Origin of the sequence: Caballeronia eucalypticola (assembly GCF_047608185.1) — a bacterium.
In the GTDB taxonomy this organism is placed as follows: domain Bacteria; phylum Pseudomonadota; class Gammaproteobacteria; order Burkholderiales; family Burkholderiaceae; genus Caballeronia.
Genome location: NZ_JBLKRU010000019.1, coordinates 75,783 through 99,305 on the forward strand (window position 1 = coordinate 75,783; position 23,523 = coordinate 99,305).

The 23,523-nt window shown below is 58.4% G+C and carries 21 protein-coding genes and 1 pseudogene; 14 read left to right on the forward strand and 8 right to left on the reverse strand.

Going from position 1 to position 23,523, the window contains the following annotated elements; genetic code table 11:
- The first annotated feature begins 27 nt into the window (after nucleotides 1–27).
- From ACMX25_RS21860 to ACMX25_RS21875, 4 genes are all read left to right on the forward strand, one after another.
- Nucleotides 28–1,167, forward strand: a complete 1,140-nt coding sequence (locus ACMX25_RS21860; RefSeq protein WP_414952163.1) for a porin — start codon at nucleotides 28–30, stop codon at nucleotides 1,165–1,167.
- Nucleotides 1,168–1,201: 34 nt separating this feature from the next.
- A complete protein-coding gene (locus ACMX25_RS21865) occupies nucleotides 1,202–1,975 on the forward strand; it encodes a coniferyl-alcohol dehydrogenase (RefSeq protein ID WP_414952164.1) in 774 nt (257 codons plus the stop codon).
- Between the two features lie 79 nt (nucleotides 1,976–2,054).
- Nucleotides 2,055–3,506, forward strand: coding sequence for an aldehyde dehydrogenase (locus ACMX25_RS21870; protein WP_414952165.1), 1,452 nt, complete (start codon nucleotides 2,055–2,057; stop codon nucleotides 3,504–3,506).
- Between the two features lie 364 nt (nucleotides 3,507–3,870).
- Nucleotides 3,871–4,725 carry an SDR family oxidoreductase gene (locus ACMX25_RS21875; protein WP_414952166.1) on the forward strand — a complete coding sequence of 285 codons (855 nt, stop codon included), beginning with the start codon at nucleotides 3,871–3,873 and terminating at the stop codon, nucleotides 4,723–4,725.
- A 232-nt stretch (nucleotides 4,726–4,957) separates the two neighbouring features.
- Here ACMX25_RS21875 and ACMX25_RS21880 read toward each other — a convergent pair.
- Nucleotides 4,958–5,158: pseudogene (locus ACMX25_RS21880) on the reverse strand (transposase domain-containing protein); the annotation flags it as partial.
- Nucleotides 5,159–5,332: 174 nt separating this feature from the next.
- On the reverse strand, nucleotides 5,333–5,962 hold the full coding sequence (locus ACMX25_RS21885; RefSeq protein WP_414952167.1) for a tyrosine-type recombinase/integrase: 630 nt from the start codon (nucleotides 5,960–5,962) through the stop codon (nucleotides 5,333–5,335).
- Nucleotides 5,963–6,005: 43 nt separating this feature from the next.
- Here ACMX25_RS21885 and ACMX25_RS21890 point away from each other — a divergent pair, with 43 nt between their 5' ends.
- On the forward strand, nucleotides 6,006–6,317 hold the full coding sequence (locus ACMX25_RS21890) for an SDR family NAD(P)-dependent oxidoreductase (protein ID WP_414952168.1): 312 nt from the start codon (nucleotides 6,006–6,008) through the stop codon (nucleotides 6,315–6,317).
- Nucleotides 6,318–6,806: 489 nt separating this feature from the next.
- On the opposite strand, the gene ACMX25_RS21895 is transcribed toward ACMX25_RS21890, so the two are convergent.
- Entirely contained in the window at nucleotides 6,807–7,709 is a 903-nt protein-coding gene (locus ACMX25_RS21895) for a LysR family transcriptional regulator (RefSeq protein ID WP_414952169.1), read from the reverse strand.
- Between the two features lie 90 nt (nucleotides 7,710–7,799).
- Between ACMX25_RS21895 and ACMX25_RS21900 the strand changes: the two genes are divergently transcribed.
- The 3 genes from ACMX25_RS21900 to ACMX25_RS21910 are packed head-to-tail and all read left to right on the forward strand — an operon-like array spanning nucleotide 7,800 to nucleotide 10,315.
- Entirely contained in the window at nucleotides 7,800–8,390 is a 591-nt protein-coding gene (locus tag ACMX25_RS21900) for a hypothetical protein (protein ID WP_414952170.1), read from the forward strand.
- A 12-nt stretch (nucleotides 8,391–8,402) separates the two neighbouring features.
- Entirely contained in the window at nucleotides 8,403–9,434 is a 1,032-nt protein-coding gene (locus tag ACMX25_RS21905) for a zinc-dependent alcohol dehydrogenase family protein (RefSeq protein ID WP_414952171.1), read from the forward strand.
- A complete protein-coding gene (locus tag ACMX25_RS21910; protein WP_414952172.1) occupies nucleotides 9,431–10,315 on the forward strand; it encodes a substrate-binding periplasmic protein in 885 nt (294 codons plus the stop codon). The genes ACMX25_RS21905 and ACMX25_RS21910 overlap by 4 nt, the downstream gene beginning before the upstream one ends.
- Nucleotides 10,316–11,100: 785 nt before the next feature.
- Here the strand turns inward: ACMX25_RS21910 and ACMX25_RS21915 are convergent.
- Nucleotides 11,101–11,733: a GntR family transcriptional regulator gene (locus ACMX25_RS21915; protein ID WP_414952173.1), complete on the reverse strand. Its 633-nt coding sequence runs from the start codon at nucleotides 11,731–11,733 to the stop codon at nucleotides 11,101–11,103.
- 411 nt (nucleotides 11,734–12,144) lie between these two features.
- Between ACMX25_RS21915 and ACMX25_RS21920 the strand changes: the two genes are divergently transcribed.
- From ACMX25_RS21920 to ACMX25_RS21940, 5 genes are all read left to right on the forward strand, one after another.
- A complete protein-coding gene (locus ACMX25_RS21920) occupies nucleotides 12,145–14,214 on the forward strand; it encodes a 3-hydroxyacyl-CoA dehydrogenase NAD-binding domain-containing protein (protein ID WP_414952174.1) in 2,070 nt (689 codons plus the stop codon).
- Nucleotides 14,215–14,256: 42 nt separating this feature from the next.
- Nucleotides 14,257–15,441, forward strand: a complete 1,185-nt coding sequence (locus tag ACMX25_RS21925; protein WP_414952175.1) for an acetyl-CoA C-acyltransferase — start codon at nucleotides 14,257–14,259, stop codon at nucleotides 15,439–15,441.
- Between the two features lie 240 nt (nucleotides 15,442–15,681).
- Nucleotides 15,682–15,930 (forward strand): hypothetical protein, encoded by a 249-nt coding sequence (locus ACMX25_RS21930; RefSeq protein WP_414952176.1) that lies wholly within the window; start codon nucleotides 15,682–15,684, stop codon nucleotides 15,928–15,930.
- A gap of 122 nt (nucleotides 15,931–16,052) precedes the next feature.
- Nucleotides 16,053–17,126: a phosphotransferase gene (locus ACMX25_RS21935; RefSeq protein WP_414952177.1), complete on the forward strand. Its 1,074-nt coding sequence runs from the start codon at nucleotides 16,053–16,055 to the stop codon at nucleotides 17,124–17,126.
- Nucleotides 17,127–17,214: 88 nt separating this feature from the next.
- Nucleotides 17,215–18,420 (forward strand): acyl-CoA dehydrogenase family protein, encoded by a 1,206-nt coding sequence (locus tag ACMX25_RS21940; protein WP_414952178.1) that lies wholly within the window; start codon nucleotides 17,215–17,217, stop codon nucleotides 18,418–18,420.
- 706 nt (nucleotides 18,421–19,126) lie between these two features.
- On the opposite strand, the gene ACMX25_RS21945 is transcribed toward ACMX25_RS21940, so the two are convergent.
- Nucleotides 19,127–19,471, reverse strand: coding sequence for a response regulator (locus ACMX25_RS21945; RefSeq protein WP_414952179.1), 345 nt, complete (start codon nucleotides 19,469–19,471; stop codon nucleotides 19,127–19,129).
- Between the two features lie 363 nt (nucleotides 19,472–19,834).
- On the opposite strand from ACMX25_RS21945, the gene ACMX25_RS21950 reads away from it, so the two are divergent.
- Nucleotides 19,835–20,104 carry a DUF4148 domain-containing protein gene (locus ACMX25_RS21950; protein WP_414952180.1) on the forward strand — a complete coding sequence of 90 codons (270 nt, stop codon included), beginning with the start codon at nucleotides 19,835–19,837 and terminating at the stop codon, nucleotides 20,102–20,104.
- Between the two features lie 169 nt (nucleotides 20,105–20,273).
- Here ACMX25_RS21950 and ACMX25_RS21955 read toward each other — a convergent pair whose 3' ends face one another.
- From ACMX25_RS21955 to ACMX25_RS21965, 3 genes are all read right to left on the reverse strand, one after another.
- Nucleotides 20,274–21,377 (reverse strand): porin, encoded by a 1,104-nt coding sequence (locus ACMX25_RS21955; RefSeq protein WP_414952181.1) that lies wholly within the window; start codon nucleotides 21,375–21,377, stop codon nucleotides 20,274–20,276.
- A 285-nt stretch (nucleotides 21,378–21,662) separates the two neighbouring features.
- The gene (locus ACMX25_RS21960; protein ID WP_414952228.1) at nucleotides 21,663–22,634 is read right to left on the reverse strand and encodes a branched-chain amino acid ABC transporter permease; all 972 of its coding nucleotides are present in this window, start codon (nucleotides 22,632–22,634) and stop codon (nucleotides 21,663–21,665) included.
- Nucleotides 22,628–23,515 carry a branched-chain amino acid ABC transporter permease gene (locus ACMX25_RS21965; RefSeq protein ID WP_414952229.1) on the reverse strand — a complete coding sequence of 296 codons (888 nt, stop codon included), beginning with the start codon at nucleotides 23,513–23,515 and terminating at the stop codon, nucleotides 22,628–22,630. The genes ACMX25_RS21960 and ACMX25_RS21965 overlap by 7 nt, the downstream gene beginning before the upstream one ends.
- Nucleotides 23,516–23,523: the final 8 nt, after the last annotated feature.

Here is a 23,523-nt window from a genome sequence, read left to right on the forward strand (position 1 = left end):
TAACATTATAAATAGGATAACTAATAAATGGAGACAGTGATGCGTGGAAAAATGCTGTGCGTCTTCGGTGCGATGACGATCTATTCAGGGGCCTACGCCCAAAGCAGTGTCACTCTCTACGGCATCATTTCCGATGGGATCGAATACGTGAGCAATGCCGGCGGCAAAAGGCAGGTGCAGATGTTCAGCGGCGCCATGAATGACGACCGTTTCGGCTTCAAGGTCTCCGAGAACCTGGGCGATGGCCTGTCTGCCGTCGCGACATTGGAAAACGGCTTTAATGTCAATACCGGTGCATTGAAGCAGGGCGGCCGGGAGTTCGGCCGGCAGGCTTGGGTCGGGTTGAGCGATCGTCGACTCGGTACGATCACCTTCGGTCGTCAATACGATATGAACTGGGATTTTCTGACCCAGTTGGTTCCGGCAAGTGGGGGCGGTGGACTGGGTGTAGATGTAGGAGACAATGACAACGCCTTTGGGTCGTACCGGTATAACAACTCGATCAAGTATGTAAGCCCGGTGCTGAGCGGGATGCGGTTTGAAGGGCTGTATGCGCTGAGCAACGAGGCAGGCGACAATCAGCAAAATCGGGCGATGAGTTTCGGTGCCGGATATAACCGCGGGCCGCTTTATTTTGCGCTCACCTATACCAGTCTCAACCAGCCTGGGACCGCCAACGCCAACGGCGCGGTTACAGACGATTACTCCGCCGCACCGTTCCAGCTCTTTCATACTAGCCCGTTGAGCACAAAGGTCGGGGTTGACCGACAACGCACCTATGGTGCTGGCGGCTCTTACACCCTGGGTGCATTCAAGCTGAATGTCATGCTCACCGATGTCAACTATCGGTATCTGGATCAGACCTCGCTGCACCTCGATAACGGCAATGCAACGCTGAACTATCAGCTCAATCCCTCCGTACTGTTATCCGCCAGTTACCTGTACACACGTGGCAACTACGGTGGCGTTTCCGCGAATTCCGGCGTGCACTGGAATGGTGGCCAGCTCAGTGCGGATTATGCGTTTTCCGTGCGTACGGACGTGTACGTGTACAGCGATCTGATCAAGGCGAGCGGCCCACGCGCCATTGCCGTGATTTTTGGAAACGCACCTTCGAGCAGCAACACGCAGGCAATCCTCATGGCGGGCATACGGCATAAATTTTGATGTCCAATCAATATTCAATTAAGGAAAACTTCCTATGCTTGAAGGGAAAAAAATCGTCGTGACGGGGGCTGCGTCCGGGATAGGCGCTGCTACCGCGGTGTTCGCTGCGGCACGAGGCGCGCACGTTCTATCGGTCGACATCGTTCGACCCGTCAATCCAATCGGGACATTTTTTCAGGCGGATCTTTCGGACAAAGAGTCGATCGATCAGTTGATCCGGAGCCTTCCTCAAGAGATCAACGGATTGGCCAACATTGCGGGCCTGCCACCCACCCGTCCCGCAGTCGAGGTGATCAAGGTCAACCTCGTTGGCCTGAAATACCTCACGCAGCAACTCTTGCCCAAGTTCGCTGACGGGGCTTCGATCGTCAATCTCGCAAGTCTCGCCGGCCTTGGATGGGCAGACGGAAAAGAGGCAATTGATGCAAGCGCTAGTATTGATTTCGCAGACGTCCAGGGATTTTGTCATGCTTACGAAATTGAAGGTGCGCGTAGCTACTCGTTTTCCAAAGAAGCGCTAATCGTCTGGACGATGCAAAACCGCTGGACGTGGCGTGCTCGCGGAATCAGGATGAACGCGGTGAGCCCAGGCCCCGTGGACACGCCAATCCTCAAAGATTTTGTAGAGACACTTGGCGCCCGGGTTGAAGAGGACATGCGAACGATGGATCGTCCGGGTACACCCGCTGATATTGCACCGGTTGTCGCTTTCCTGCTCTCTGACGAAGCTGCCTGGATCCGTGGCACAAACATCCCCACTGATGGGGGCATGTTCTCTAACGTGCTATGCGAGAAACATGGCCTCTAGGATATTGGGATCGAGGCGTGGACCGAAAAACATACGCATACTGCGGTAATCACCTAACACGACGTCTACTTGATATCTCATGACTACCATCTCGATGTTGATCAATGGCGAGTCTGTCGAAGCCCATGCAGGTGGGACGTTCACGCGAGCCAATCCGCTTGACGGAAGCATCGCTACCACGGCGCCAGCGGCAACTGTGGAAGATGCTACTGCGGCAGTGGAAGCGGCCGCTGCGGCCTTCCAGCGCTGGTCCGGAAGTGGGCCGGAAGAGCGCCGTACGCTGTTGATAAAAGCCGCACACGCTTTGGAGGCGCGCGCAAACGACATTGCAGCAGCCATGGCTGCGGAGACCGGTGCGTCGTCGATGTGGGCTGATTTTAACGTCCATCTGGCAGCCGGCATGCTGCTTGAGGCTGCGTCGTTGACGACTCAGATCAGTGGCGAGGTTATCCCTTCAAACGTGCCTGGCAATATCGCCACTGCCCTCCGACAACCCGCAGGCGTCGTGCTGGGGATTGCGCCATGGAACGCACCGGTGATACTCGGTGTCCGTGCGATTGCAGTGCCTTTGGCATGCGGAAACACCGTGGTCCTCAAGAGTAGCGAGATCTGTCCGGCGACGCACGGGCTGATCGTTCAAGCGTTCCAGGAGGCGGGGTTTCCGAGAGGGGTTGTGAACTTTTTGACCAACGCCCCTCAGGACGCCGCGGCAGTGGTGGACGCGATGATCGCCCACCCTGCGGTGAAGCGTGTGAATTTCACTGGTTCGACGCATGTTGGCCGAATCATCGCGGGTACGTGCGCGAAACATCTCAAACCGTCAGTGCTCGAACTTGGAGGCAAGGCGCCGTTGCTTGTACTTGCGGATGCTGATCTGGATGCTGCGGTCAAAGGTGCCGTGTTTGGTGCGTTCGCAAATTCCGGCCAAATCTGCATGTCGACTGAGCGCATCGTCGTGGATCGCCTTATTGCCGACAGGTTCATCGACATGCTCGCTACCAAAGCCCGCGCCTTACCGCTTGGCGACCCGAGAGAAGGTCCCACGGTGCTTGGCTCAGTGGTCGACATGTCTACCGTGGTGCGATGCAATGAGCTAATAGACGACGCTGTCGCAAAAGGAGCAAAAATTATTTGTGGTGGCAAATCCGACACAACCTTGATGCCTGCCACTCTCATCGATTACGTGACGCCGTCGATGCGGATATTCTCTGAAGAAACGTTCGGTCCAGTGAAGGCGATCGTACGCGTCGATGGAGAGGACGAGGCGGTTGCCTGCGCGAACGACAATCCATACGGCCTTTGCGCTGCCGTGTTCACGCGAGACCTGGCGAAGGGATGGCGCGTCGCCAGGCGCATAGAGTCGGGCATCTGCCATATCAATAGCGCGACGGTACATGACGAGCCGCAGATGCCGTTCGGTGGAGTGAAGGGTAGTGGTTGGGGACGTTTTGGCGGCCGCGCTGGAATTGAGGCATTTAGTGAACTGCGCTGGGTCACCGTTCAGACAACGGAGCGTCAGTATCCGTTCTGATCTCAACGGGTCTTCCCGGAGAGCGGGCCTCCTGGTAGTCGATCCCGGCGTTGCCTGGTGGCCGCCCGGACCCTGCAGCAGTCGCTGGGCTGTACTCACCTCAAGATCGCGCTGGCGGCGTGGGCTGAATACGGGGCCGGGTGCGCAGATCAGGCGAGACCTCATGATGCAACCTTAAAGAGTCTGTGATTATTCGTGAAATGGCATAAATATGCGTTCGATTTAGGTGATTGTCGCTTCTTTGGTGCACGGCTAACATGCAATGCACAGGAACTCAAAGCTATAGGTGACTTGGCCGTTAGCTTGGCTAACGCCATCCAGCACCCGTCTTTAATAGAAACAAGTACACCTTTAAGGAAACGCAATGATCGCTGTAACTGGAGCAAACGGAAATCTGGGTCGGCTCGTGATCAAATGTCTGCTAGAGCGGCTACCCGCAGATCAGATCATCGCCGCAGTGCGCAGCCCCGAGAAAGCCGATGATCTGCTGGCTCTTGGTCTGACCGTGCGGGAGGCTGATTACACACGCCCAGAAACGTTGCGCAGTGCATTTTATGGTGCCGAGAAGGTATTGCTCATCTCTGCAGTCGTACCCGGGCAGAGACTGACTCAGCACAAGGCGGTTGTCGACGCCGCCAGGGAAGCTGGGGTGGGGCAGATCGCTTATACCAGTATGCTCCGTGCTGATACCTCGGACCTGATCCTCGCCGAAGAGCACAAAGCTACGGAGGAATACATCGCGGCATCAGGTCTACCCTTCACCTTCCTGCGCAACGCGTGGTATCTGGAGAACCACACGGGGGGGCTCGCGTCCGCCATCCAGCACGGCGCCATCGCTGGATGCGCGGGGCAGGGACGTTTTGCCTCAGCCTCACGTGCCGACTACGCTGGCGCCGCCGTTACCGTTCTCACAGAACCCGGCCATGAGAACAAGACGTATGAGCTCGCTGGCGACACCTCTTACAACATGTCGGAGTTCGCGGCAGAGGTTTCAAAGCAGGTCGGTCGCGAGATCGTCTACAACAATCTAGCTTCAAGCGACTATCGAACCGCATTGCTGGGCTTCGGGCTGCCAGAGATGATCGTCGAAGTTGTGGTCGACGCCGATATCAAATCATCGAGCGGAGGATTGAATAGTGCATCGACCGACCTGCGACGCCTGCTCGGCAGGCCGACAACAAATTTTGGCGAAGCGATCGAGGCTGCTCTCAAAAATTGAGATCGGACCACAGACAGGGCTTTTTGAGTTATAGCCCAAAGGGCATCTGTCCATTTGCATCTTTGAGACTGCGGGGCGAGCACTCTTTGCTCGTTCCGAGGTAGAGATTTTTCAAGTATTCGCGAGGTAGTTCGCCTGTTAAGGCTGTCATGTTTTCAAGGGTATGCGATCCATCAACGACGCCTTTCTGAGAGTCCATGCCGTTGCGATGATGGTGTAGCGGGAAGCGTGATCAGCGAATGTGGACTGGCATCTCCCAAAGAAGGAGCGCGTAGTAATCATCGACGGTCTTTGCAAGGGGCAGCCGTTGAAACAACCAGTTGAGGTAACGATAAGGATCAATGCTGTGGGCGCGACAGGTCTCCACGATTGAGTAGAGATTTGCGCTGGCATTCGCGCCTGCGACAGGGTCTGCAACGAGCCATGAGCGACGTTTATAGGATCCTTTCTATAAAGCCGCTATCGATAGATCGTAGTTATGGAAGGTTCGCAGAAGTCGCGTCGAATGAACGAAAGACCATCGATACCATGTCCCTGTATTGCTGGACACGGCATCGATGCGGACGCGCGGTTGGGAGCAGCTCCGACTGCTGCGAACTATCGATAATTAGAGGGTTTGCAGGAAGCGGAGCAGATCGTCCGTGGGTCGAAATCGAAGCGGCTTATTCGATGGCGCCCGCAGGGCGTTCAACGCCCGCTCCTTCATTTGCGGGTCGGCCTCGACATAACGATGCGTGGTGACGGGGCTTTCGTGGCCGGGCCACAGCGCGATGACCGTAATATCAACGCCCGACTGCAGCATATGCATGGCGATCGAATGTCGAATAAGTTGCGGAAAGACTCGACGCCGCGCAAGTTCCGGAAATTGTCGTGACGCAGTCTGAACCGCAAGCTTCAACCGTTCGGTGAAGCCGATGCGTGTGAGCGAAATGCCGGACCGACCAGGAAATAGCGGTTCCTCAGGCGCTCGTTGATATTGCCGAAGCCAGCGCCTGAACTCTTTGGTGGTATCGGGCCACAGCGGTACTGAGCGCTCCTTGCGACCCTTACCATGGATGTGCGCCCACGTGGTGGGCCCGAGCACAAGATCGGACACGCGCATGTCGATCAGTTCGGAAACACTGGCGCCCGTGTTGTAAAGCGTGGCCAGCATGACATGCTCGGGCATTGTCAGGTTGTTGAGCTGTCCGCTTAAAATAGCGCGATGAAGAAATCTAAATCGCTCTATCACGGTCATCGCTTTCCGGCCGAAGCCATGCCTATGTCGTGGTCGGAGATTTATGCGCGATGACGATGCGCAGCGACCGGTCGAGGAGGCGGAACAGCTCGCAGCACCTATCGATATTTTAGTCAATAACGCCGGAGGCTCGGGTAACGCGAAAGAGAGCTGGGCGAATACCCAGCCCGCCTCGCGGGCGTCCGCCTATGATCGGAATCTCTTCGCCGCCCTTCGGGTCACTACGCGTCTGTTGCCGAACATGCGGCAAACCAAATGGGGACGCGTGATCAGCATATCGAGCCTCGCGGCAACGATGCTGACACCCACTGGAGCATGGCAATGGCTTCGCCGATTCCTTTGCGGCTGCCCGTGACCAGTGCTTTCGTACCATACACTTGCAAATCCATTCCGGGATACCTTTTTACGTTATTGAAGTTTCTTCAGGGTAGGGGTAGATGATCGTTGAAACCAGTAGAGGACCGACCGTTAAAGACATCAAACCGGGAGATCTGGTCGCCGTCTCAGTGATCGTTGACAGTTGCCGCAGTTAAGGGTGTCAGTCATGGTGCAAAGGTCGAGCAACCGGTACCAGTCAGAATTATTGCGCGCCAGGCGCTACACCTCGAGTCCGAGAATGATGCCAGCGTGGGCGTCGAACTTCGCCATTTTCAGGCAGCGTCAATTACCGTGCGAAAAAACGGGCAGTGGAAAACCGATGACCGTGATAAAGCGATTTGCGATTCTTCATCAAACGATTTTACGCGACCAACCCTACGAAGTGCCAAAGGCGTCTCATCGTCATTCTCTGCAAATTAGCACTGCTCTATATCGCTGACGGGATGGACGATTTGAGCGGATAACGTCAGCCAGGCCATAGCTCGCTTGTCCCCGTCAGGGCCGTGATCGCGACTTGCAGCCGTGCGGGGACAACCGTCGCCGTCGCCCAGAGCAGATTGATGTCGTGGTGGCGAGTAGGGAGGTCGGGCAGGAGCCGCAGGAGCCGTCCGGTTCCGAGCTCTTCCTCTACTAGCCAGTTGGGTAGCCAGGCGACCCCCCGTCCGGAAACCGCAGCGTCCAGAATGATGCCAATATCAGCGGCGCGCATACGGGAACGCGGCTCGACCAGTTCCATGCGTCCGTCCTCGTCGGGAAAGGCCCAGGGCTCACTCCATCCGTCGCGATGGTAGACAAGCGCATCGTACCGGCCGAGATCATCAAGCGAGCGAGGCATCCCCAGTCGTTCGACCAGCGACGGCGACGCGCACAGCACAGTGGCATGCCGGCCGACGATGCAGGACGACAGGCCCACCGTGTTGCCGAGCGAGCCGCTCCTGACCGCTAGGTCGAAGCCTTCCTCCACTAGGGAGACGCGGCGGTCTCGCAGATCAAGCTCCATCATCAGCTCCGGATACTCGTCGGCGAGGCGCATCAGCAGCGGCGCGATCTTCAGCCGGCCGTAGAGGACCGGCATCGTGACGCGGAGCGTTCCCCGGACACTTCCGCGCCCCGCATCCAGCAGAGCGGCGCCTTCGCGCAACTCCGCCATGGCACTGACGCACCGGGCGAGGAAGGCGCGGCCCTCTTCGGTCAGCAGTTGGGCACGCGTGGTGCGATGGAAGAGCTGGGCTCCGAGCCGCGCTTCGATGCGCGCGACAGCCTTACCCACTGCGGAGCGTGACAAGCGCAACTCCCTTCCAGCGGCTGAGAAGCTTCCCGCCTCGGCGGCTGCCACGAAGGCCGGGACATCGTTAAAAAGGTCAATCACTTTGTATCCCATGACGCTACATATAGCCGAAATAATATCGCAATTGTCGCCAATGGCAAAGCAATCTATATTGAGAGAAAGGAGATCGACATGTACAAATTTTCCGTTTTCTCAAGGCTCACATTAACGCTGGCCGCGGTCGGCGTCCTCGTGAGCGCTCCCGCCTTAGCCCAGCGTGGCTCCGAGGAGAGTGCCACGCGAGAGACTGTAGCGCTGTCTGCGCAGGAGGGCGCCTGGACGGTCACTGATACGTTCTGGGCGCGGCCAGGAGGCGCACCAGTCGTCAACACGGGTTTGGTCGCCGACCGGCGCATGGTGGGCGGACTCCTGGAGGAGACGTTGCACGCTGCGGACTCCAACCATCCCCTCCGTATCGACTATCTCGGTTACGACGCGACCGCCGGTCAGTGGCGTTATGTCTCGATCGAAGCCCGCGTGCCCGTCGCACCGATGTCGGCCTCAAGCTTCGAGCGCGACGCGCCGGACCGCATCACTCTGCGCTTCGAGCCGTTTGCCGCGCCGCCGATCGCGCCCGGATGGGCCGGGCGGATGCTGCGAATGGAAGAGGTGATCGCGCGCGACGGCCGCGATCATGAGACGAAGGACCAGTATTTCATCCTGGCGGATGGCACCGCCACACGTTGGCTCGCCCACCGCTACGATTACCAGCGCCAGCACTGAGGGCATAAGAACATGAAAGCATTTCAGCTCTCAGCAGGACGCGGACTGTCCAGCCTGATTGTGGACGACCGCTCGTCTAAGCCGCTCGCACCGCACGAGATCCGCGTGCGGATGGAGGCAGCAGCGCTGAATTACCGCGAACTGCAGATCCTTGACGGCAGATACGGCCTGCCGGACGAAATGATCGTGACGCCGGGCAGTGATGGCGCCGGCATTGTCGTCGAGGTCGGCACCCTCGTCACGCGGTTCGGGAACGGCGAGCGCGTGCTACCGGCGTTCTGGCCAGACTGGATCGACGGTCCGATCACGCCCGCAAAGACGTCAAGCAGCTTTGGAGCAGACGAAAGAGGTACGTTGGCGGCGGAGCTTGTCGCTGGCGAACACGCTTTTGTGAGCGCGCCGACCACCTTGTCGGCGATCGAGGCTGCCTGTCTCCCATGCGCCGGGGTTACCGCCTGGAACGCCCTGTTCGTGGCAGGCGGCTTGCGACCGGGCGCGACGGTGCTCATCCTGGGCACCGGAGGCGTGTCCGTGTGGGCATTACAGCTCGCACGAGCGTCGGGCCTGCGCGCGATCGTGACGTCGTCGAGCGACGAGAAGCTCCAGAGGGCGCGAGAACTGAGGGCGGCCGAGACGATCAACTACCGGACGACGGCCGACTGGGCTGCCGCAACGCGCGAATTGACCCGAGGTGAGGGAGTCGATCTCGTGATCGAAGTCGGCGGTAGCACGACTATCGGCCAGTCCGTCGCGTCCGTGCGGCAAGGTGGATCCGTGATCGTGGTCGGCGGGGTGGCTGGGACTGGCGGGGGTCTGGCGCCCGGGAGCCTGATCGGCGGAGCGGTCCGCCTGCAGGGCATCATGGTCGGCAGTCGGTCGATGCTCGAAGAATTGGTCCACTTCGTAGACCGGACTCGGCTGAAGCCTGTGGTAGGCCGCGACTTCGCGGTCGGCGAAACGGTCCAGGCCTTCGAGGCGCTGGCTGCTGCAGGGCATTTCGGCAAGATTGCAATCGATCTCACCCGCGGCCAGTGGCCATCATGAAGGACCGGTCGTCACCTCAGATCGGCGGCGTTGCTGCGAAGGCCGGTCGCCTCGCATTCGTAAAGCGGCTGTCCTGGGCGGGTGTCGTGGCGCTTGTGTTTGCGATGGCGTGGTCGGGCATGGGTACGGTCGCCGCAGAGACCCCGATCGCTGGCGTCGATGCGATCCGGCAGCGCGGCGTCCTACGGGTCGCGGTGCTCGACGAGTTTCCGTGGCTGAAGGAGCCGCATGGCGCCGGCGAGCCCTTCGAGGGGCCGGCGTGGATGATTGCGAAGGAGGCTGCTCGGCGTCTGCATGTACAACTCGTCACCGTCCGCGTGGGCTTTGACGACAAGCTGCGGATTCTGGATGAGTCACGCGCGGACGCAACGATCGCGCCACTAATCGCAACGGCGGAGCGAACGCGGCAGTATGGTGTCGTCGTCTACTCGCAAGCCTCACAGTGCCTCTTCGGCCGTGCTGGCGATCCGAAGCTCAGTGGGGCGCGTTCGCTCGACGATCTCAATCGGCCAGACGTGACGATCGCGGTCGTTAAGGACGCGCCGCAGGGGCGCTGGCTGAGAACGCGACTTCCCTCAACCAAGGTTATCGAGGTTCCCGGCAACATCACGACCGTCCCAACGGCGGAGATCGTCGCGGGGCGGGCGGACGTCGCAACGATCGACCAGTACTTCTTCGCGGCCACCTCGCGCAGGATCCCCGGCCTCGCGAGCCTGCCGTTCGGCACTTCCTGCCTCGACAGTCACGAGTTGACGCTGCCGATAGGATTAGCCGTGCCGAAGGACAGGGCCGATCTCCAGGTGCTGTTCACGCACATCGTTGCGGATTGTCGTGCCCGCTTGGCGAACGAGCAACACCGCGTCGTCGCCGCAGGTCCATAGCTTCTGTATGTTTCCCCAACCGGATAGACGTTAAATCGTAGAATTTTGGGACCTCTGCGACTGGACGCAAATCCAGCGCTTCGCTCTTCGGTCTGAGCAGTTTGCGACGGCAAATAGGAGTCCCTTTGATTTTTATGCGGTATACGGGGGTAGCGGGCCCTTGGCCCCATGCGGGTTTGCGGGTCGACCCTAATATATTTCGAACTAAATCAAACACTTCTTTTTGTATTATTTCCGCGTTGTTTGTCGGTGCCGCACGACCGGAACCTCTGTGTGACGGGCTACCGCGTTCACCCCGTCACCGCCAAGATCAAAGTTATCGCCGTCCAACCGAAAGGCATCCGCTCAAAAAGTGGTTTTCTAACGTTTGATTTGAGCGTTCTAGCCCGCGCGAGTCAGCTTTCAGGCCGAAAACCAGACCCACGACACGCAAAAAGCCAAACAACATCTGACTGACTTCTTGCAATATTTTTATAGAGGCGGAGCGCTACGCCGCGCAAGGCATAGCGCGCGTTACCGTCGTAAAATGCAGCGAAATCAAGACGACCCCCTTCGCGCCGCGCGCGCCAGATTCTGTATGTTCACTTCCTAGCGTAAGGTCGCAGGGCGCAGCCAGGCTCGCGATCAAATAGCTTCGGCGATGGGAGGCAGGGGTATCTCGTGTGTACCTGCGACAACGCTGGCTTCCGCCCTTCACTAGCCACCTATTGTGCTATGGCCGTGAATCCCGCTAGCGCCTGGCGATAGGCGACACCTACCTTTGACTTCGATTTTTTCGTTCCTCGTCAGCCCAAATGCGGGAAGCTACGCTCACCGCTATTGATGAGGTGTCTGCGTGTCGCGCGTTCTGCACGCGAAGCGTTACCATCCAATATGGCCTCAGAAATCTGCCGGTATTCCGAAACCATGGCTCGGAGATCGTGCTTTGTCAAAAATGCGTAGAACTGCGACCGAAAAAGATGCGCCCGCCAAGTTGGCATGGCCCGGTTAAGTTCCGGGTTGTCCGCAATATCAAAGATCGTCTGGTAGAAACGTGCTCGTTCGTCGAGGATGCGCTCTAGCTCGCCTGGGGGGCGCGGTTGAATCAGAGGCGCCGCGGCCGACTTGAACGCAGAGCGATTGCGGCCGACGTCAATTTTCCCCGCCGCCAATCGAGCCGCCAGCCCGGTCAGGGCCTCTAGGACGGCCAGTAGGTTGCGGGCGTCCTCCAACGTGAGTCCCCGAATGACCGCGCCTCGAAACGGAACAATTTCGACCACTCCGTTGGACGCGAGAATCTTGAGCGCCTCTCTGATTGTGCTCCGGCTTACCCCGAGCTTGACGGTCAAATCCACCTCGACGAGTCGCTGGCCGACGGCGAATTCGCGACGTTGTAGCCCACTAGTAATCTCGGCCGCCACACGTTCGGGGCCGCTCATTCCCGTGGCTTGAGGTTTCGAACCGATTGAAGACGATAAGTTAGTACGAGTCATTGGCAAGCGTTCGCCCAGATTACATTGAGGTTCGGGGATCCACCTCGCCAATCTACCAGATACTGCATATCTTTGCGCTTTGTCTGATTAAATTGTCAGGTATGATGAAGAACATCGTCGGACGATCTGAGAAGATTGAGTGGCACTGAATCCAGGGCTCTCCCCCTTTTTCGGAGCCGCATTACCCACTGCGGGCGCTTATGGAAGCGCGTGTTCAACCCAACAATGGCCACGAGCGTTCCTAAAAGGCGGCCTCAGACCGCTACTTTTTCCGAGAAGCTTTGCGACGTCGAACATTGGAGAAAACCTGACCTTATGACGACCCCCGTGACCCTAGAACGACTTGGGCGGATTGCCGTGCTGCGCATCGCCAACCCACCCGTGAATGCCCTGTCGCCGCAGGTGGTTGCAGGCATGGTCAGTGCCTTCGACGATTTCGAGTCCGACCTGTCGCTGGCCATTCTGCTGGTGCACGGCGAGGGAAGTACCTTCGGCGCTGGCGGCGACATCACGTCCTTCAACGCGTCTGATTTTAGTACGCGGCCATTGAATCAACTGCTGGCGCGCGTGGCCAATGCGACCCGGCCTATCGTCGCGGTATTGCAAGGCGCCGTGCTCGGCGGCAGTCTCGAAGTGGCGATGGCTTGCCACTACCGTGTTGCGATCGCGGGCACCCGCTTTGCAATGCCCGAGGTCAAGCTTGGGCTGCTTCCGGGGTCTCTCGGCACGCAACGCCTGCCGCGCCTGGTAGGCGTGCAACTGGCGCTGGATCTGATGTCTTCCGGGCGAATCGTGGACTCGGCGACGGCTATCGAGACGGGCATCGTCGACGCCGTGCGCGTGGGCGATGCCCGGGCGGTGGGCCTGGCTTATGCCGAAGAATTGCTGCTGCAGGATGCCGCGCCGCGCTCGGCCGACGCCACGGCTGCGAAGACCGACGGTCTGCCGGACGACTGGGCGGACAAGGCGTTGGCGGTCGCGCGCAAGAAGCGGTTTTATCCTGCGCTCGAGGCAGTGGTGCACAGCGTAAAGGCGGCTGCCACATTGCCGTTCGCCGAAGGTGAGCGCATTGAGGCCGAGGCGTTCGATCGCCTGCGCCACTCGGCAGCCTCGCGCGCGATGCGCCATCTGTTTCTCGCCGAACGTCAAGTCGCGAAGATTCCAGGACTCCCGAAAGACGTCGTGCTGCGACCCATTCGGCAGGTCGGCATCGTGGGAGCAGGCACGATGGGCGGCGGCATCGCGATGAACTTCGCCAATGCCGGCATTCCGGTGGTAATCGTCGAAGCGACCCCGCAGGCACTGGAGCGCGGGCTCGGACTGGTACGCAAGAACTATGAAGCCAGCGCCGCCAAGGGCAAACTGAGCGCGGAGCAACTGACGCAGCGCTTGGCGGCGCTAACCGGCTCGCTCGACTATGCGGCGCTGGGCGATTGCGACCTCGTGGTCGAAGCTGTTTTCGAAGATATGACGCTCAAGGAGCAGGTCTGCACGCGACTTGGGCAAGTCTGTAAGTCCGGGGCCATCATTGCAACTAACACGTCCACGCTGGACGTCGACGTATTGGCGCGCGCCACAGGCCGGCCGGCCGACGTGGTGGGACTGCATTTTTTCAGCCCGGCTAACGTGATGCGGCTGCTAGAAGTGGTGCGCGGCGAGGAGACGGCTCCTGATGTACTCGCTACGGTGATGAAGATGGCGACGACTATCGGCAAGGTGGCTGTAGTCTCGGGCGTCTGCTACGGCTTCATCGGCAATCGCATGGCAGAGGTCTACATGCGCGAAGCCGAGTTTCTCTTGATGGAGGGCGCCGAACCGCAGCAGATCGACCGCGCGGTGGAGGCGCTGGGGCTGGCGATGGGGCCGTGCCGCATGCTGGACATGGCGGGCATCGATGTCGGCGCGAAGACGGTGATCGAACGAGGCAAGGCCGGCGGCCTGCCGAACGATTCGGCGTACCGCGTGGTGTGTCGCAAGATGTTCGAACTGGGCCGCTTCGGGCAGAAGACGGAGGCTGGCTATTACCGCTATGAGGGTCGCACGCCGGTGCCAGACCCGGAAACCACGCGAATCTGCGCGGCTCTGGCCGAAACACACGGCATCACACGTCGGAACAACATCGCTGACCAGGAGATCGTCGATCGACTGTTGTATCCGATGATCAATGAAGGCGTGCTGATCCTGCAAGAGGGCATCGCCTATCGGCCGGGCGACATCGACGTGGTGTGGGTCGCCGGATACGGCTTTCCCGACCACCGCGGCGGCCCGCTCTTCATGGCCGACGAGATCGGCCTGGCGAAAATCGTCGAGCGCCTTGCCCACTATGGCGCCACACGCGGCAATCTGTTCGGTTACTGGAATCCGGTGCCATTGCTCGCGGAACTCGCGGCACAAGGCCGTCGACTCGACAGCCATACGCCGGGCTGAAGCCCCGCGTCACGATCCCACTGATTGAAAAGGCGACTGATTATGAGAGAAGCTGTCATCGTTTCGACCGCCCGCACGCCTATCGGCAAAGCCTACCGCGGTGCTTTCAACAACACTAAGTCACCGTCGCTGATGGCCCATGCCATCACCCACGCGGCGCGCCGATCCGGCGTGGGCGGCGACGAGATTGAAGACATTGTGATCGGCTGCGTGCTGTCTGCCGGTACCGCGGGCATGAACCTCGCTCGCAATGCAGGCATCGCGGCGGGGTTGCCGTTATCGGTCTCCGGCCAAACGATGGATCGCCAGTGCTCCTCCGGTCTGATGGCCATCGCCACCGCGGCCAAGCAGGTCATAGTAGATGGCATGGACGTGGTGGTCGCAGGCGGCCAGGAAAACATCTCGGCGCTGCAAACTCCCTACATGGAATGGGTGGCGCGGGAGAAAGATCCGCTGGTGATCGCCCATGCGGTCGACGCCTACATGCCGATGGTGCAGACGGCCGAGTTGGTCGCCGCCAAGTATGGCATCTCGCGTGATGCTCAGGACCGCTACTCGCTCGAATCGCAACGCCGTACCGCCGCCGCGCAGGAGGCGGGCCGCTTCGATGCCGAAATCGTGCCCATGACGACCATCATGTCCGTCACCGACAAGGTGACAAAGGGCGTGTCGTACCGCGAGACCACCCTGGCCCGCGATGAGGGCAACAGGGCGGATACGACGCTGGAAGGCCTGCAGGGCCTGAGACCAGTGATCGAAGGCGGTGTGGTGACGGCGGGCAATGCAAGTCAACTGTCGGACGGCGCCTCCGCTTGCGTGCTGATGAACCGCGCCCTGGCTGAACAGCGCGGGTTGCAGCCGCTGGGAATCTACCGCGGAATGTCCGTGGCGGGCTGCGCGCCGGAGGAAATGGGGATCGGGCCGGTCTTCGCCATACCCAAGTTGCTCAAACAACATGGCTTGAAGATCGCCGATATCGGCCTGTGGGAGCTCAACGAGGCGTTCGCATGCCAGGCACTGTACTGCCGCGATCGTCTGGGGATCGATCCTGAAATCTACAACGTCAACGGCGGCGGCATCTCGGTCGGCCATCCGTATGGGATGACCGGCGCGCGGCTGGTCGGCCACGCGTTGATCGAAGGCAAGCGGCGCGGCGTGAGATACGTGGTAGTGACAATGTGCGTTGGTGGCGGTATGGGCGCAGCGGGCCTGTTCGAAGTGAACTGACCCAAATGGACTGAAGAAGCCCAATGCTGCGCGGCCGCTCAGGCCAGTCGCGCAGAAGTTTTGCAACCTGGGCAATGTGCGCTCAAAGGCCTTCTGGATGTGCTTGCGCGTGCGTAACTTTCCGCAGGCTTCATCGCGTTTGAGCGATAGCGTCGGTGGTTGCACACGGTTTTTGCCCACCATGACATGCAGGCAGGACTACTTAAGGTAATGGTAAAACTGCGAGGAGAACACGTAGCCATGGGGCAAAGCAGCACCCGGTCAAGCTCGTCGTTGCGGCGGGCGCTGTCAAGCTTGGCAGCGCCACATCCAGTGCTGAACGAAGGGCATCCGCAGCATACGCTACATGCCCGCGAGTGGCCGGTCATTGGCCGCCTTCAGAAAGCACAGCTCGACCACGCTGCACCTTCCGCGTCGGCGACGCGCTCCAGCGAGCGCTTGCCCGTGCATTTTCTAGGATCGCAGGGGCGGGTGATGACCGCGGGATAGCGAATACGGCGAGTGCAGTCAGCATTGATTGTCAGACAATATTGCCATATAATTAATAGCCGAAAAGGCCCAGGAGTGAATGAAATGGTGACTGGATCGATGATGTGCGAGAGGGTGGTGTGATGAGCGAGCCGATGGCCGGTCAATATGCCGGCACGACGGAAGTGCAAGAGCGCAACCGCTTCGATGTTGCAGCGCTGGAAGGCTACCTTGCGCAGCATATCGAGGGCTTCGCTGGTCCGTTGGATGTCAGCCAGTTCAAGGGTGGACAGTCGAACCCGACATTCCTGCTGAGCGTGCCCGCCAAGCGCTACGTGTTGCGCAAGAAGCCGTCCGGCGTACTGCTGCCCTCAGCGCATGCGGTCGAACGCGAATACCGCGTGATCAAAGCGCTTGACGGCACCGACGTGCCGGTTGCGCGCAGCCGTTGCCTGTGCGAGGACGCCAGCATCATCGGCACGCCGTTCTACGTGATGGATCACGTGGAGGGCCGCATCCTGTGGAATCCCACACTGCCAGGCTTCGAGCCTGCGGTGCGTGCCGCGATGTTTGATGAGATGAACCGTGTAGTTTCGGCGCTGCACCGGGTCGATGTCAACGCAGTGGGCCTGCAAGGCTACGGTCGCCCGGGAGGCTACATCGAACGTCAGGTGGGGCGCTGGGTTACGCAGTACCGGGCCGCCGTCACTGAGCCGATCGACGCAATGGATCGCCTGATTGAGTGGCTGCCCCAGCACCTGCCGCCCGAAGAGGTGACCACGGTCGTGCACGGTGACCTGCGCCTGGACAACATGATTTTCCACCCCACCGAGCCACGCGTGGTCGCGGTGCTCGATTGGGAACTATCGACGCTGGGCGATCCGCTCAGCGACTTGGCGTATCACATGCTGACCTGGTATTTGACGGCGGAGGAATTCCGCGGCATGGCTGGCGACGATCTGGCCGCCCTCGGTATCCCCGACGTGGAACCCTATCTGGCGCGCTACTGCGAGCGCACCGGGCGCGCGGAGATCGACCCGGCGCGCTGGAATTTCTATGTCGTTTTCAACATGTTCCGCTTGGCGGCCATCCTGCAAGGCATCGCCAAGCGGGCCGTGGAAGGAAATGCCGCTAACGCCACGGCGCGCGAGACGGGCGCGCTGGCGCGTCCGATCGCCGAAGTCGCCTGGCAGCGCGCCGCGGCTACCGCGGCTTAGCCTGGAACTAATCCATCGCCACCGTCGCTCGTCGAGCTTGTCTTGACCCTGCGGTCGCTCTTTCTTCTTCTCGCCTCGAGAGTTCATTATGTCCTTCGAACCGACCCCGAAAGTGCAGCAGTTCCAGCAGCGCCTCACGGCTTTCATGGACGAGCACATCTACCCGAACGAAAAGCGCCATCTTGAAGAAGCCGAGGCGCTCGGTCCCTGGAAGGTGCTGCCCCTCATCGACGAGCTCAAGCCCAAGGCACGCGATGCCGGCTTGTGGAACCTATTCTTGCCTGAGTCTGAACATGGCGCGGGATTGACCAACCTCGAATACGCGCCGCTGTGCGAGATCATGGGTCGTTCGTTGCTGGCGCCCGAGGTGTTCAACTGCTCTGCGCCCGATACGGGCAACATGGAAGTTTTGGCACGTTACGGCACACCCGCGCATCAGGATCGCTGGCTGAAGCCGCTTCTGGCCGGCGAAATCCGGTCCTGCTTCGCGATGACGGAGCCGGACGTGGCTTCCAGCGACGCCACCAACATTCAGTCGTCCATTGTGCGCGACGGCGACGAGTACGTCGTCAACGGGCACAAGTGGTACACCACGAATGCCACCGATCCGCGTTGCAAGATCGCCATTTTCATGGGAAAGACCGACCCAGACAACGTCGACCGCTACAAGCAGCAGTCGATGATCCTGATACCGATGGACGCGCCCGGCGTAAAAGTGGTGCGGGCGATTCCGGTGTTCGGTTTCTACGGCTCGCCCGACCGCGCGTCCGAAGTGATGTTCACAAACGTGCGGGTGCCAATCTCCAACCTGCTGCTGGGCGAAGGGCGCGGCTTCGAGATCGCGCAGGGCCGGCTCGGGCCCGGTCGCATCCACCATTGCATGCGTCTCATCGGCCTTACCGAGCGCGCACTGGAGCGCATGTGCCGGCGCAGCCTGTCGCGCGTTGCATTCGGCAAGCCGGTGGCGCAGCAAGGCGTGACGGTCGAGCGCATTGCTGAGTCGCGCATCATGATTGAGCAGGCGCGCCTGCTGACGCTCAACGCCGCTCACCGTATGGATACGGTGGGCAACAAGGTGGCCAAGACAGAGATCGCGATGATTAAGGTGGCCGTGCCCATCATGGCCGGGAAGGTGATCGATTGGGCGATCCAGGCGCATGGCGGCGGCGGCACAAGCAACGATTTCGGACTCGCGCATGCGTACGCAATGTCGCGGCTGTTGCGAATCGCGGACGGTCCAGATGAAGTGCACCGCAACCAGATCGGCAAGCTGGAGTTGAAGAAGTACCAGTAATGGGCCGCGTCAGCACTGCAGTCTGACCGAACGCCCATGACGGGCGAGTATGTTTATTTACCGGTGCCATAAACGGCCTTCAACTTTGAAAATCATGGCGCCTATGGTTCCTGATGGCCCCGGCGCATGCAGTCCGCTGATGAGTGGATGCGATTCAAGAGTTAGGATCCTATTACCGATCTCAGAAGTTGCCATTACGCAATCGACGAACACGATCGTCTCGCCGTGCGTCTGCGTGCTTTTGTGAACGAGCGACGAATCTCGTAGGCCATCACCAGGCACGCATAGCCGGCTGTTCGTTTTCCCGACGCGTAGTGACGCACGACGCCGCTCTCTTCGAATCAACGTTGGTGAACGCGCCATCAGCGTGTGGCCGCGTAACGCTCCGTGTCACAACTTTCGGCGCTGTCGGGCAGATTCCGAACGCTGAGGCTCGCGTCTTGTGCTGTTTTGAGTGCCCGTGGCCGCAACCTTCTGATTGTCTCTCGAAAGATGACAGCGTCATGAATGATAAATCGCCTGCAGAACGGGTGACTTCGCGTTCGCGACGTACTATGGGGATGCATAAAGACCAAAGCGGATCTCGCAAAGCTTCCGCACTTTCAAGCTACCGTCTACGGTAAGCTCGCCAAAGCGCACCACAACGTCCGAACTATCTGCCACCAAGGTCGGGCATCGCTTTCTGTTTTGGTCAAACACTCAGTGGCTATGACGTTAGCAGTTCTTCAAGGCGGTCGAACTCAAGAGGCTTCAAAACGTAACCATTGAAGTCGCCAAGACTGACACCTTGCTCCAACCCAACATGCCCTGTCATTGCGAGGATTTGGGAATTCCGTGAGACGCCTTCGCGTCGTATTTCTGCGCAAACGTCTCGCCCATCCGCGTCTCCAAGCTGGATGTCCAGAAGTATCAAATCAAAAGTCGCGCTGCGCGTAAGGGCAATAGCTGCTCGACTATCGTACGCAACAGAGGCTTCGTGTCCCATCGCGGTCGCAAGGGCGGCCAGAGCATCGGCCGAAGCAGAATTGTCGTCAACAAACAAGACATTCAAGGTGTGCCTCCTAGGTCTAGTTTAAGTTGTTCGCAACTGAAACGCCGAGTCCGCGCGTCGAGGCTAAGGCCAAGTCTGACTTCCATCATCGGCTTCGGCCCTTCGTCTTCCGTGCTCAAGGCTGCTGTCTTGCTCATTCATAGCTCTCGTGGCAAAGATACATGGGCCATTGCGCGTCAGCGCCTGCACTTCTTCGCCCATCTGCACGGGGCCTAGACTTTAAGCCGATTGTTCTTTTTTGAGTAACAGTTAATTAGCGATTTAAGTATTTACCCTATGCGGTCATGCGATCAGAATAAACGGTATGTTGCAGGATAGACCTCTTCTTGCAGCCGATACCGGTCCGATCTTTAGAGTAAAAACATGAGTCCAATCACGCACGCCAGCTTTGCCGCCGTTGTCCTCGTTGTCTCCAGTGCCGCCTTCGCCCAGTCGAACGCGCCGTTGACCCGTGCGCAAGTGCGCGAACACCTGATTGAGGTCGAAAAAGCTGGATACAATCCGAGTGCAAATTCATTCGATTATCCAGTCAATCTCCAGGCTGCTGAAGCACGGGTTGCTGCTCAGAACGCCGCAACGGGTGGTGTGGTCAGCGGTTCATCGCAGCAGGGTTCTATCCCCGTTTCTCGATAGGATTGCAAGCCGTGCTTGGCCCATCGCAGCCGGTGGGCTTGACCGTCTCGATTAAGAGATGCCTTGGTTGATGACAGGAGCGGGAGTGGACAAAAAGGTCGAAGGGGCGGACATTCACGCAGTGTTCGCCGATAGCGTGCAATCTTCGCGAACTTCGTCCGCCAATGAATCAGAACGTAGTTCGCATGCCAATCTGCAGCACGCGCCCTGTCGAGCTGGGCGCCGCAACACCGCCCACGGTCACCGCGCCACCTAGCGAGTAGGTCGAACCATTTTTGTTCTGCACTTGGCCGTAGTCGGCGAACAGGGCAGTGCGCGTCGACAGCGAGTACTGAACACCTATCACCTCGATCCATGCATTTTGCGATGCGGGCAGGCCATCCGACGTGTTAATAACCCGCACAACCTGCGCGATGCCTATAAACGACGGCGTGATTTGATAGCGCAGACCGAGATTGGCGAGCGAGAACTGGACTTTCGGCGCAAAGACGGTCGGCGTATTTGCCGACGTGTCGGTGTCTTTGCTGTACGCAGCAAAGATTTGCGCCGGGCCAATCGTGTAGGTACCGCCAGCCGTCCAGGCGATCATATCGCCGGAACCATCAGCAGTAATCATCCGCAAATATGAGGCGTTTACCGCAAGCGATGCGAGCGTGTAGTTCAGCCAGCCTGATAAGGTCTGGCCATCCTTTACACTGCCCGCGACACCTCCCACGCCATACATTGCCGTCAAGGTAACGCCAAACAAATTTGGCGTTTTATAGATGATCGAGTTGTTGGTCCGGGCTGTCGTCGCATACGCATTCATCATGTTCTGCGGGGTGCCTTTGGGCAGCGTTCGATAGAAATTCGAAAGGCCACCTGCGAGACCAGCGAGAAACGCGTCGTTGTACGTGTATGCCCAGAATTCCGGCGAATACTGTCGCCCCAAAGTCAGCGTGCCTTGTGGTCCGGTTAGGCCCATGAACGCCTGGCGTCCGAACAGCAGACCGCCTTGTCCGGCCGTGCCGGTATTCGCACTGAAGCCATTCTCCAAAGTGAAGATCGCCTGATAGCCGCCACCCAGGTCTTCCTTACCGATAAAGCCCCAGCGCGAGCCTTGCAACTCACCACTATTTTCGCGCACCAGTGTGCCATGTCCCTGGTTTGAAATATCGATGGCCGTGTCGATGACGCCGTACAGCGTGACGCTGCTCTGCGCGCGAGCCACGGGACTTGACGCGCCTATCGCGAGGCCCACGACCGTGGCCAGCAAGGCTTTACTGTTTTCCATCTCCATACCCTCCGTTCCGTATTATATTTAGATGTACTAACCGTTTGATTCAATAAAGTCACTGTTTGTCGCATGAACGGCGGGGACTACGTCTGCTTTCCTCTTTTATTCGCCGGGGAATCTCGTTTAAACCCTTTCGATCCTCAGTAGATTCCGACGGCCCCAACTCTGAGATTGCTCCTGAACACTGGATTGCATGGCTCAGGCCTGGAAAAAGCCGGGCAGAGTAATAACGGGGAAGACGAGCAAACTGCGCCTTATTACGCGGACCAAATTTCCTTCAGCCTAAAGCTTTATCCGCAGCCTTTGAGCTAGTTCGCCAATGAAGCCGCGGCGGAAGACCAGCACACATACAACAAAAATTACACCCTGAACTCCCGGGACCCATTCCCCCATCCAGGACAAGCTATTTTGCAATGGGAGAATCACGAATGCGCCGACTACGGGACCGAAAATCGTCCCAAGTCCTCCGACCAGGCATATCAACACAATCTCGCCGGACATATGCCAGCTAACATCGGTTAGCGAGGCAATTTGGAGAACAATAGCCTTGGTAGAGCCGGCGAGACCCGAGAGGGCAGCACATAGCACAAACGCAAAAAACTTATATTGCTCAGTTTTATACCCAAGTGAGATGGCGCGACTCTCATTTTCGCGGATAGCTTTTAAAACTTCGCCAAAGGGAGAATGGACAATCCTGTAAATTAGGAGAAAGGTTCCAATAAATATTAAAAAAACAACCGCGTATAATAAAGTGGGATTTGAAAGATCGATAACTCCAAACATACGGCCGCGCGGCACAGACTGTATTCCATCCTCACCGCCCGTAAAACTTAACCGCACTGCGGCAAAGTACATCATCTGCGCCAAGGCCAAAGTTACCATCGCGAAATAGATGCCTTGGCGGCGGATGGCGAGAAGGCCCACAATAAATCCGAGAAGCGCCGCCGCAGCAGTTCCGATAATAATCGCAACTTCGGGAGGAAGACCCCAATCCTTTGCAACATACGCTGTCAGGTAGCTCGCCCATCCAAAGAAAAGCGCGTGACCGAACGAAAGTAACCCAACGTGACCAATAAGCAAATTAAACGCACATGCAAACATCGCGAAGCACATTATCTGCATTAACAGTATGGGATATACAAATAATGGACCAATCGCGAATATGATCAACATCACTACAAATGCGACGATCTCAGGCCGAGTAACTCGCATCGTAAGCGACCCTCCACATGTAAGATTCGCAGGTTTCATAATTTGCTCCGTCCAAAAATTCCAGAGGGCCGAACTAGGAGTACAAAAACCATGACAATGAAAATTGCGGTACTCGCTGCATCCGGGAAAAACACCTTCGTCAATCCCTCCACAAGTCCGAGCACCAAGCCAGCGATGATCGAACCGAGGATTGATCCCAATCCACCAATTACCACTACAGCAAATACGACAATTAGCAGTTCAGAACCCATATCCGGTGAGACGTTATAAATTGGGGCAGCCATCACTCCAGCAAAGGCCGCAAGTGCGACCCCAAAACCGTAAGTTAGCGAGATTAAAAGCGGAACTCTGATTCCGAACGCCCGCACTAATTCCGGATTTTCTGTTGCGGCGCGCAAGTAAGATCCGAGCCGCGTCCGTTCAATAACGAACCAAGTGCCTAGGCACACGGTCAACGACGCAATGATTACCCAAGCTCGATAGTTTGGTAGAAACATAAAGCCTAAATCACGCCCCCCAATCAAGGACGCCGGCATCTGGTAGGGAACACCAGCTGCCCCAAGACTGTTGCTACATACTGACTCAATTATCAATGCAATACCGAACGTAAGAAGCAGACCATAAAGCGGGTCTAGCTTATAAAGCCACCGGAGAAACAAGCGCTCTAGGATGACACCAAAGACTCCCACGGTCAGGGGTGCGATAATTAGAGCGGTCCAATATCCAACGCCTGAGAACTTTAGGAGCAGATACGCCACCACGGCACCCAGCATGTACTGAGCGCCGTGAGTAAAATTCACGATATTGAGTAGTCCAAATATAACAGCAAGCCCCAAGCTCAAGAGCGCATAAAATGAACCGTTTATCAGCCCAATCAGGAGCTGGCCATAAAGAGCAACCGTCGGGATTCCGAAAATTGTGATCATAGTGT

Bases quoted from the DNA above. Each gene is read 5' to 3' on its own strand.
- ACMX25_RS21860 (WP_414952163.1), top strand. From the start codon at position 28: ATGGAGACAGTGATGCGTGGAAAAATGCTGTGCGTCTTCGGTGCGATG.
- ACMX25_RS21865 (WP_414952164.1), top strand. From the start codon at position 1,202: ATGCTTGAAGGGAAAAAAATCGTCGTGACGGGGGCTGCGTCCGGGATA.
- ACMX25_RS21870 (WP_414952165.1), top strand. From the start codon at position 2,055: ATGACTACCATCTCGATGTTGATCAATGGCGAGTCTGTCGAAGCCCAT.
- ACMX25_RS21875 (WP_414952166.1), top strand. From the start codon at position 3,871: ATGATCGCTGTAACTGGAGCAAACGGAAATCTGGGTCGGCTCGTGATC.
- ACMX25_RS21885 (WP_414952167.1), bottom strand. From the start codon at position 5,962: ATGACCGTGATAGAGCGATTTAGATTTCTTCATCGCGCTATTTTAAGC.
- ACMX25_RS21890 (WP_414952168.1), top strand. From the start codon at position 6,006: ATGCGCGATGACGATGCGCAGCGACCGGTCGAGGAGGCGGAACAGCTC.
- ACMX25_RS21900 (WP_414952170.1), top strand. From the start codon at position 7,800: ATGTACAAATTTTCCGTTTTCTCAAGGCTCACATTAACGCTGGCCGCG.
- ACMX25_RS21905 (WP_414952171.1), top strand. From the start codon at position 8,403: ATGAAAGCATTTCAGCTCTCAGCAGGACGCGGACTGTCCAGCCTGATT.
- ACMX25_RS21910 (WP_414952172.1), top strand. From the start codon at position 9,431: ATGAAGGACCGGTCGTCACCTCAGATCGGCGGCGTTGCTGCGAAGGCC.
- ACMX25_RS21915 (WP_414952173.1), bottom strand. From the start codon at position 11,733: ATGAGCGGCCCCGAACGTGTGGCGGCCGAGATTACTAGTGGGCTACAA.
- ACMX25_RS21925 (WP_414952175.1), top strand. From the start codon at position 14,257: ATGAGAGAAGCTGTCATCGTTTCGACCGCCCGCACGCCTATCGGCAAA.
- ACMX25_RS21930 (WP_414952176.1), top strand. From the start codon at position 15,682: ATGGGGCAAAGCAGCACCCGGTCAAGCTCGTCGTTGCGGCGGGCGCTG.
- ACMX25_RS21935 (WP_414952177.1), top strand. From the start codon at position 16,053: ATGAGCGAGCCGATGGCCGGTCAATATGCCGGCACGACGGAAGTGCAA.
- ACMX25_RS21940 (WP_414952178.1), top strand. From the start codon at position 17,215: ATGTCCTTCGAACCGACCCCGAAAGTGCAGCAGTTCCAGCAGCGCCTC.
- ACMX25_RS21950 (WP_414952180.1), top strand. From the start codon at position 19,835: ATGAGTCCAATCACGCACGCCAGCTTTGCCGCCGTTGTCCTCGTTGTC.
- ACMX25_RS21955 (WP_414952181.1), bottom strand. From the start codon at position 21,377: ATGGAAAACAGTAAAGCCTTGCTGGCCACGGTCGTGGGCCTCGCGATA.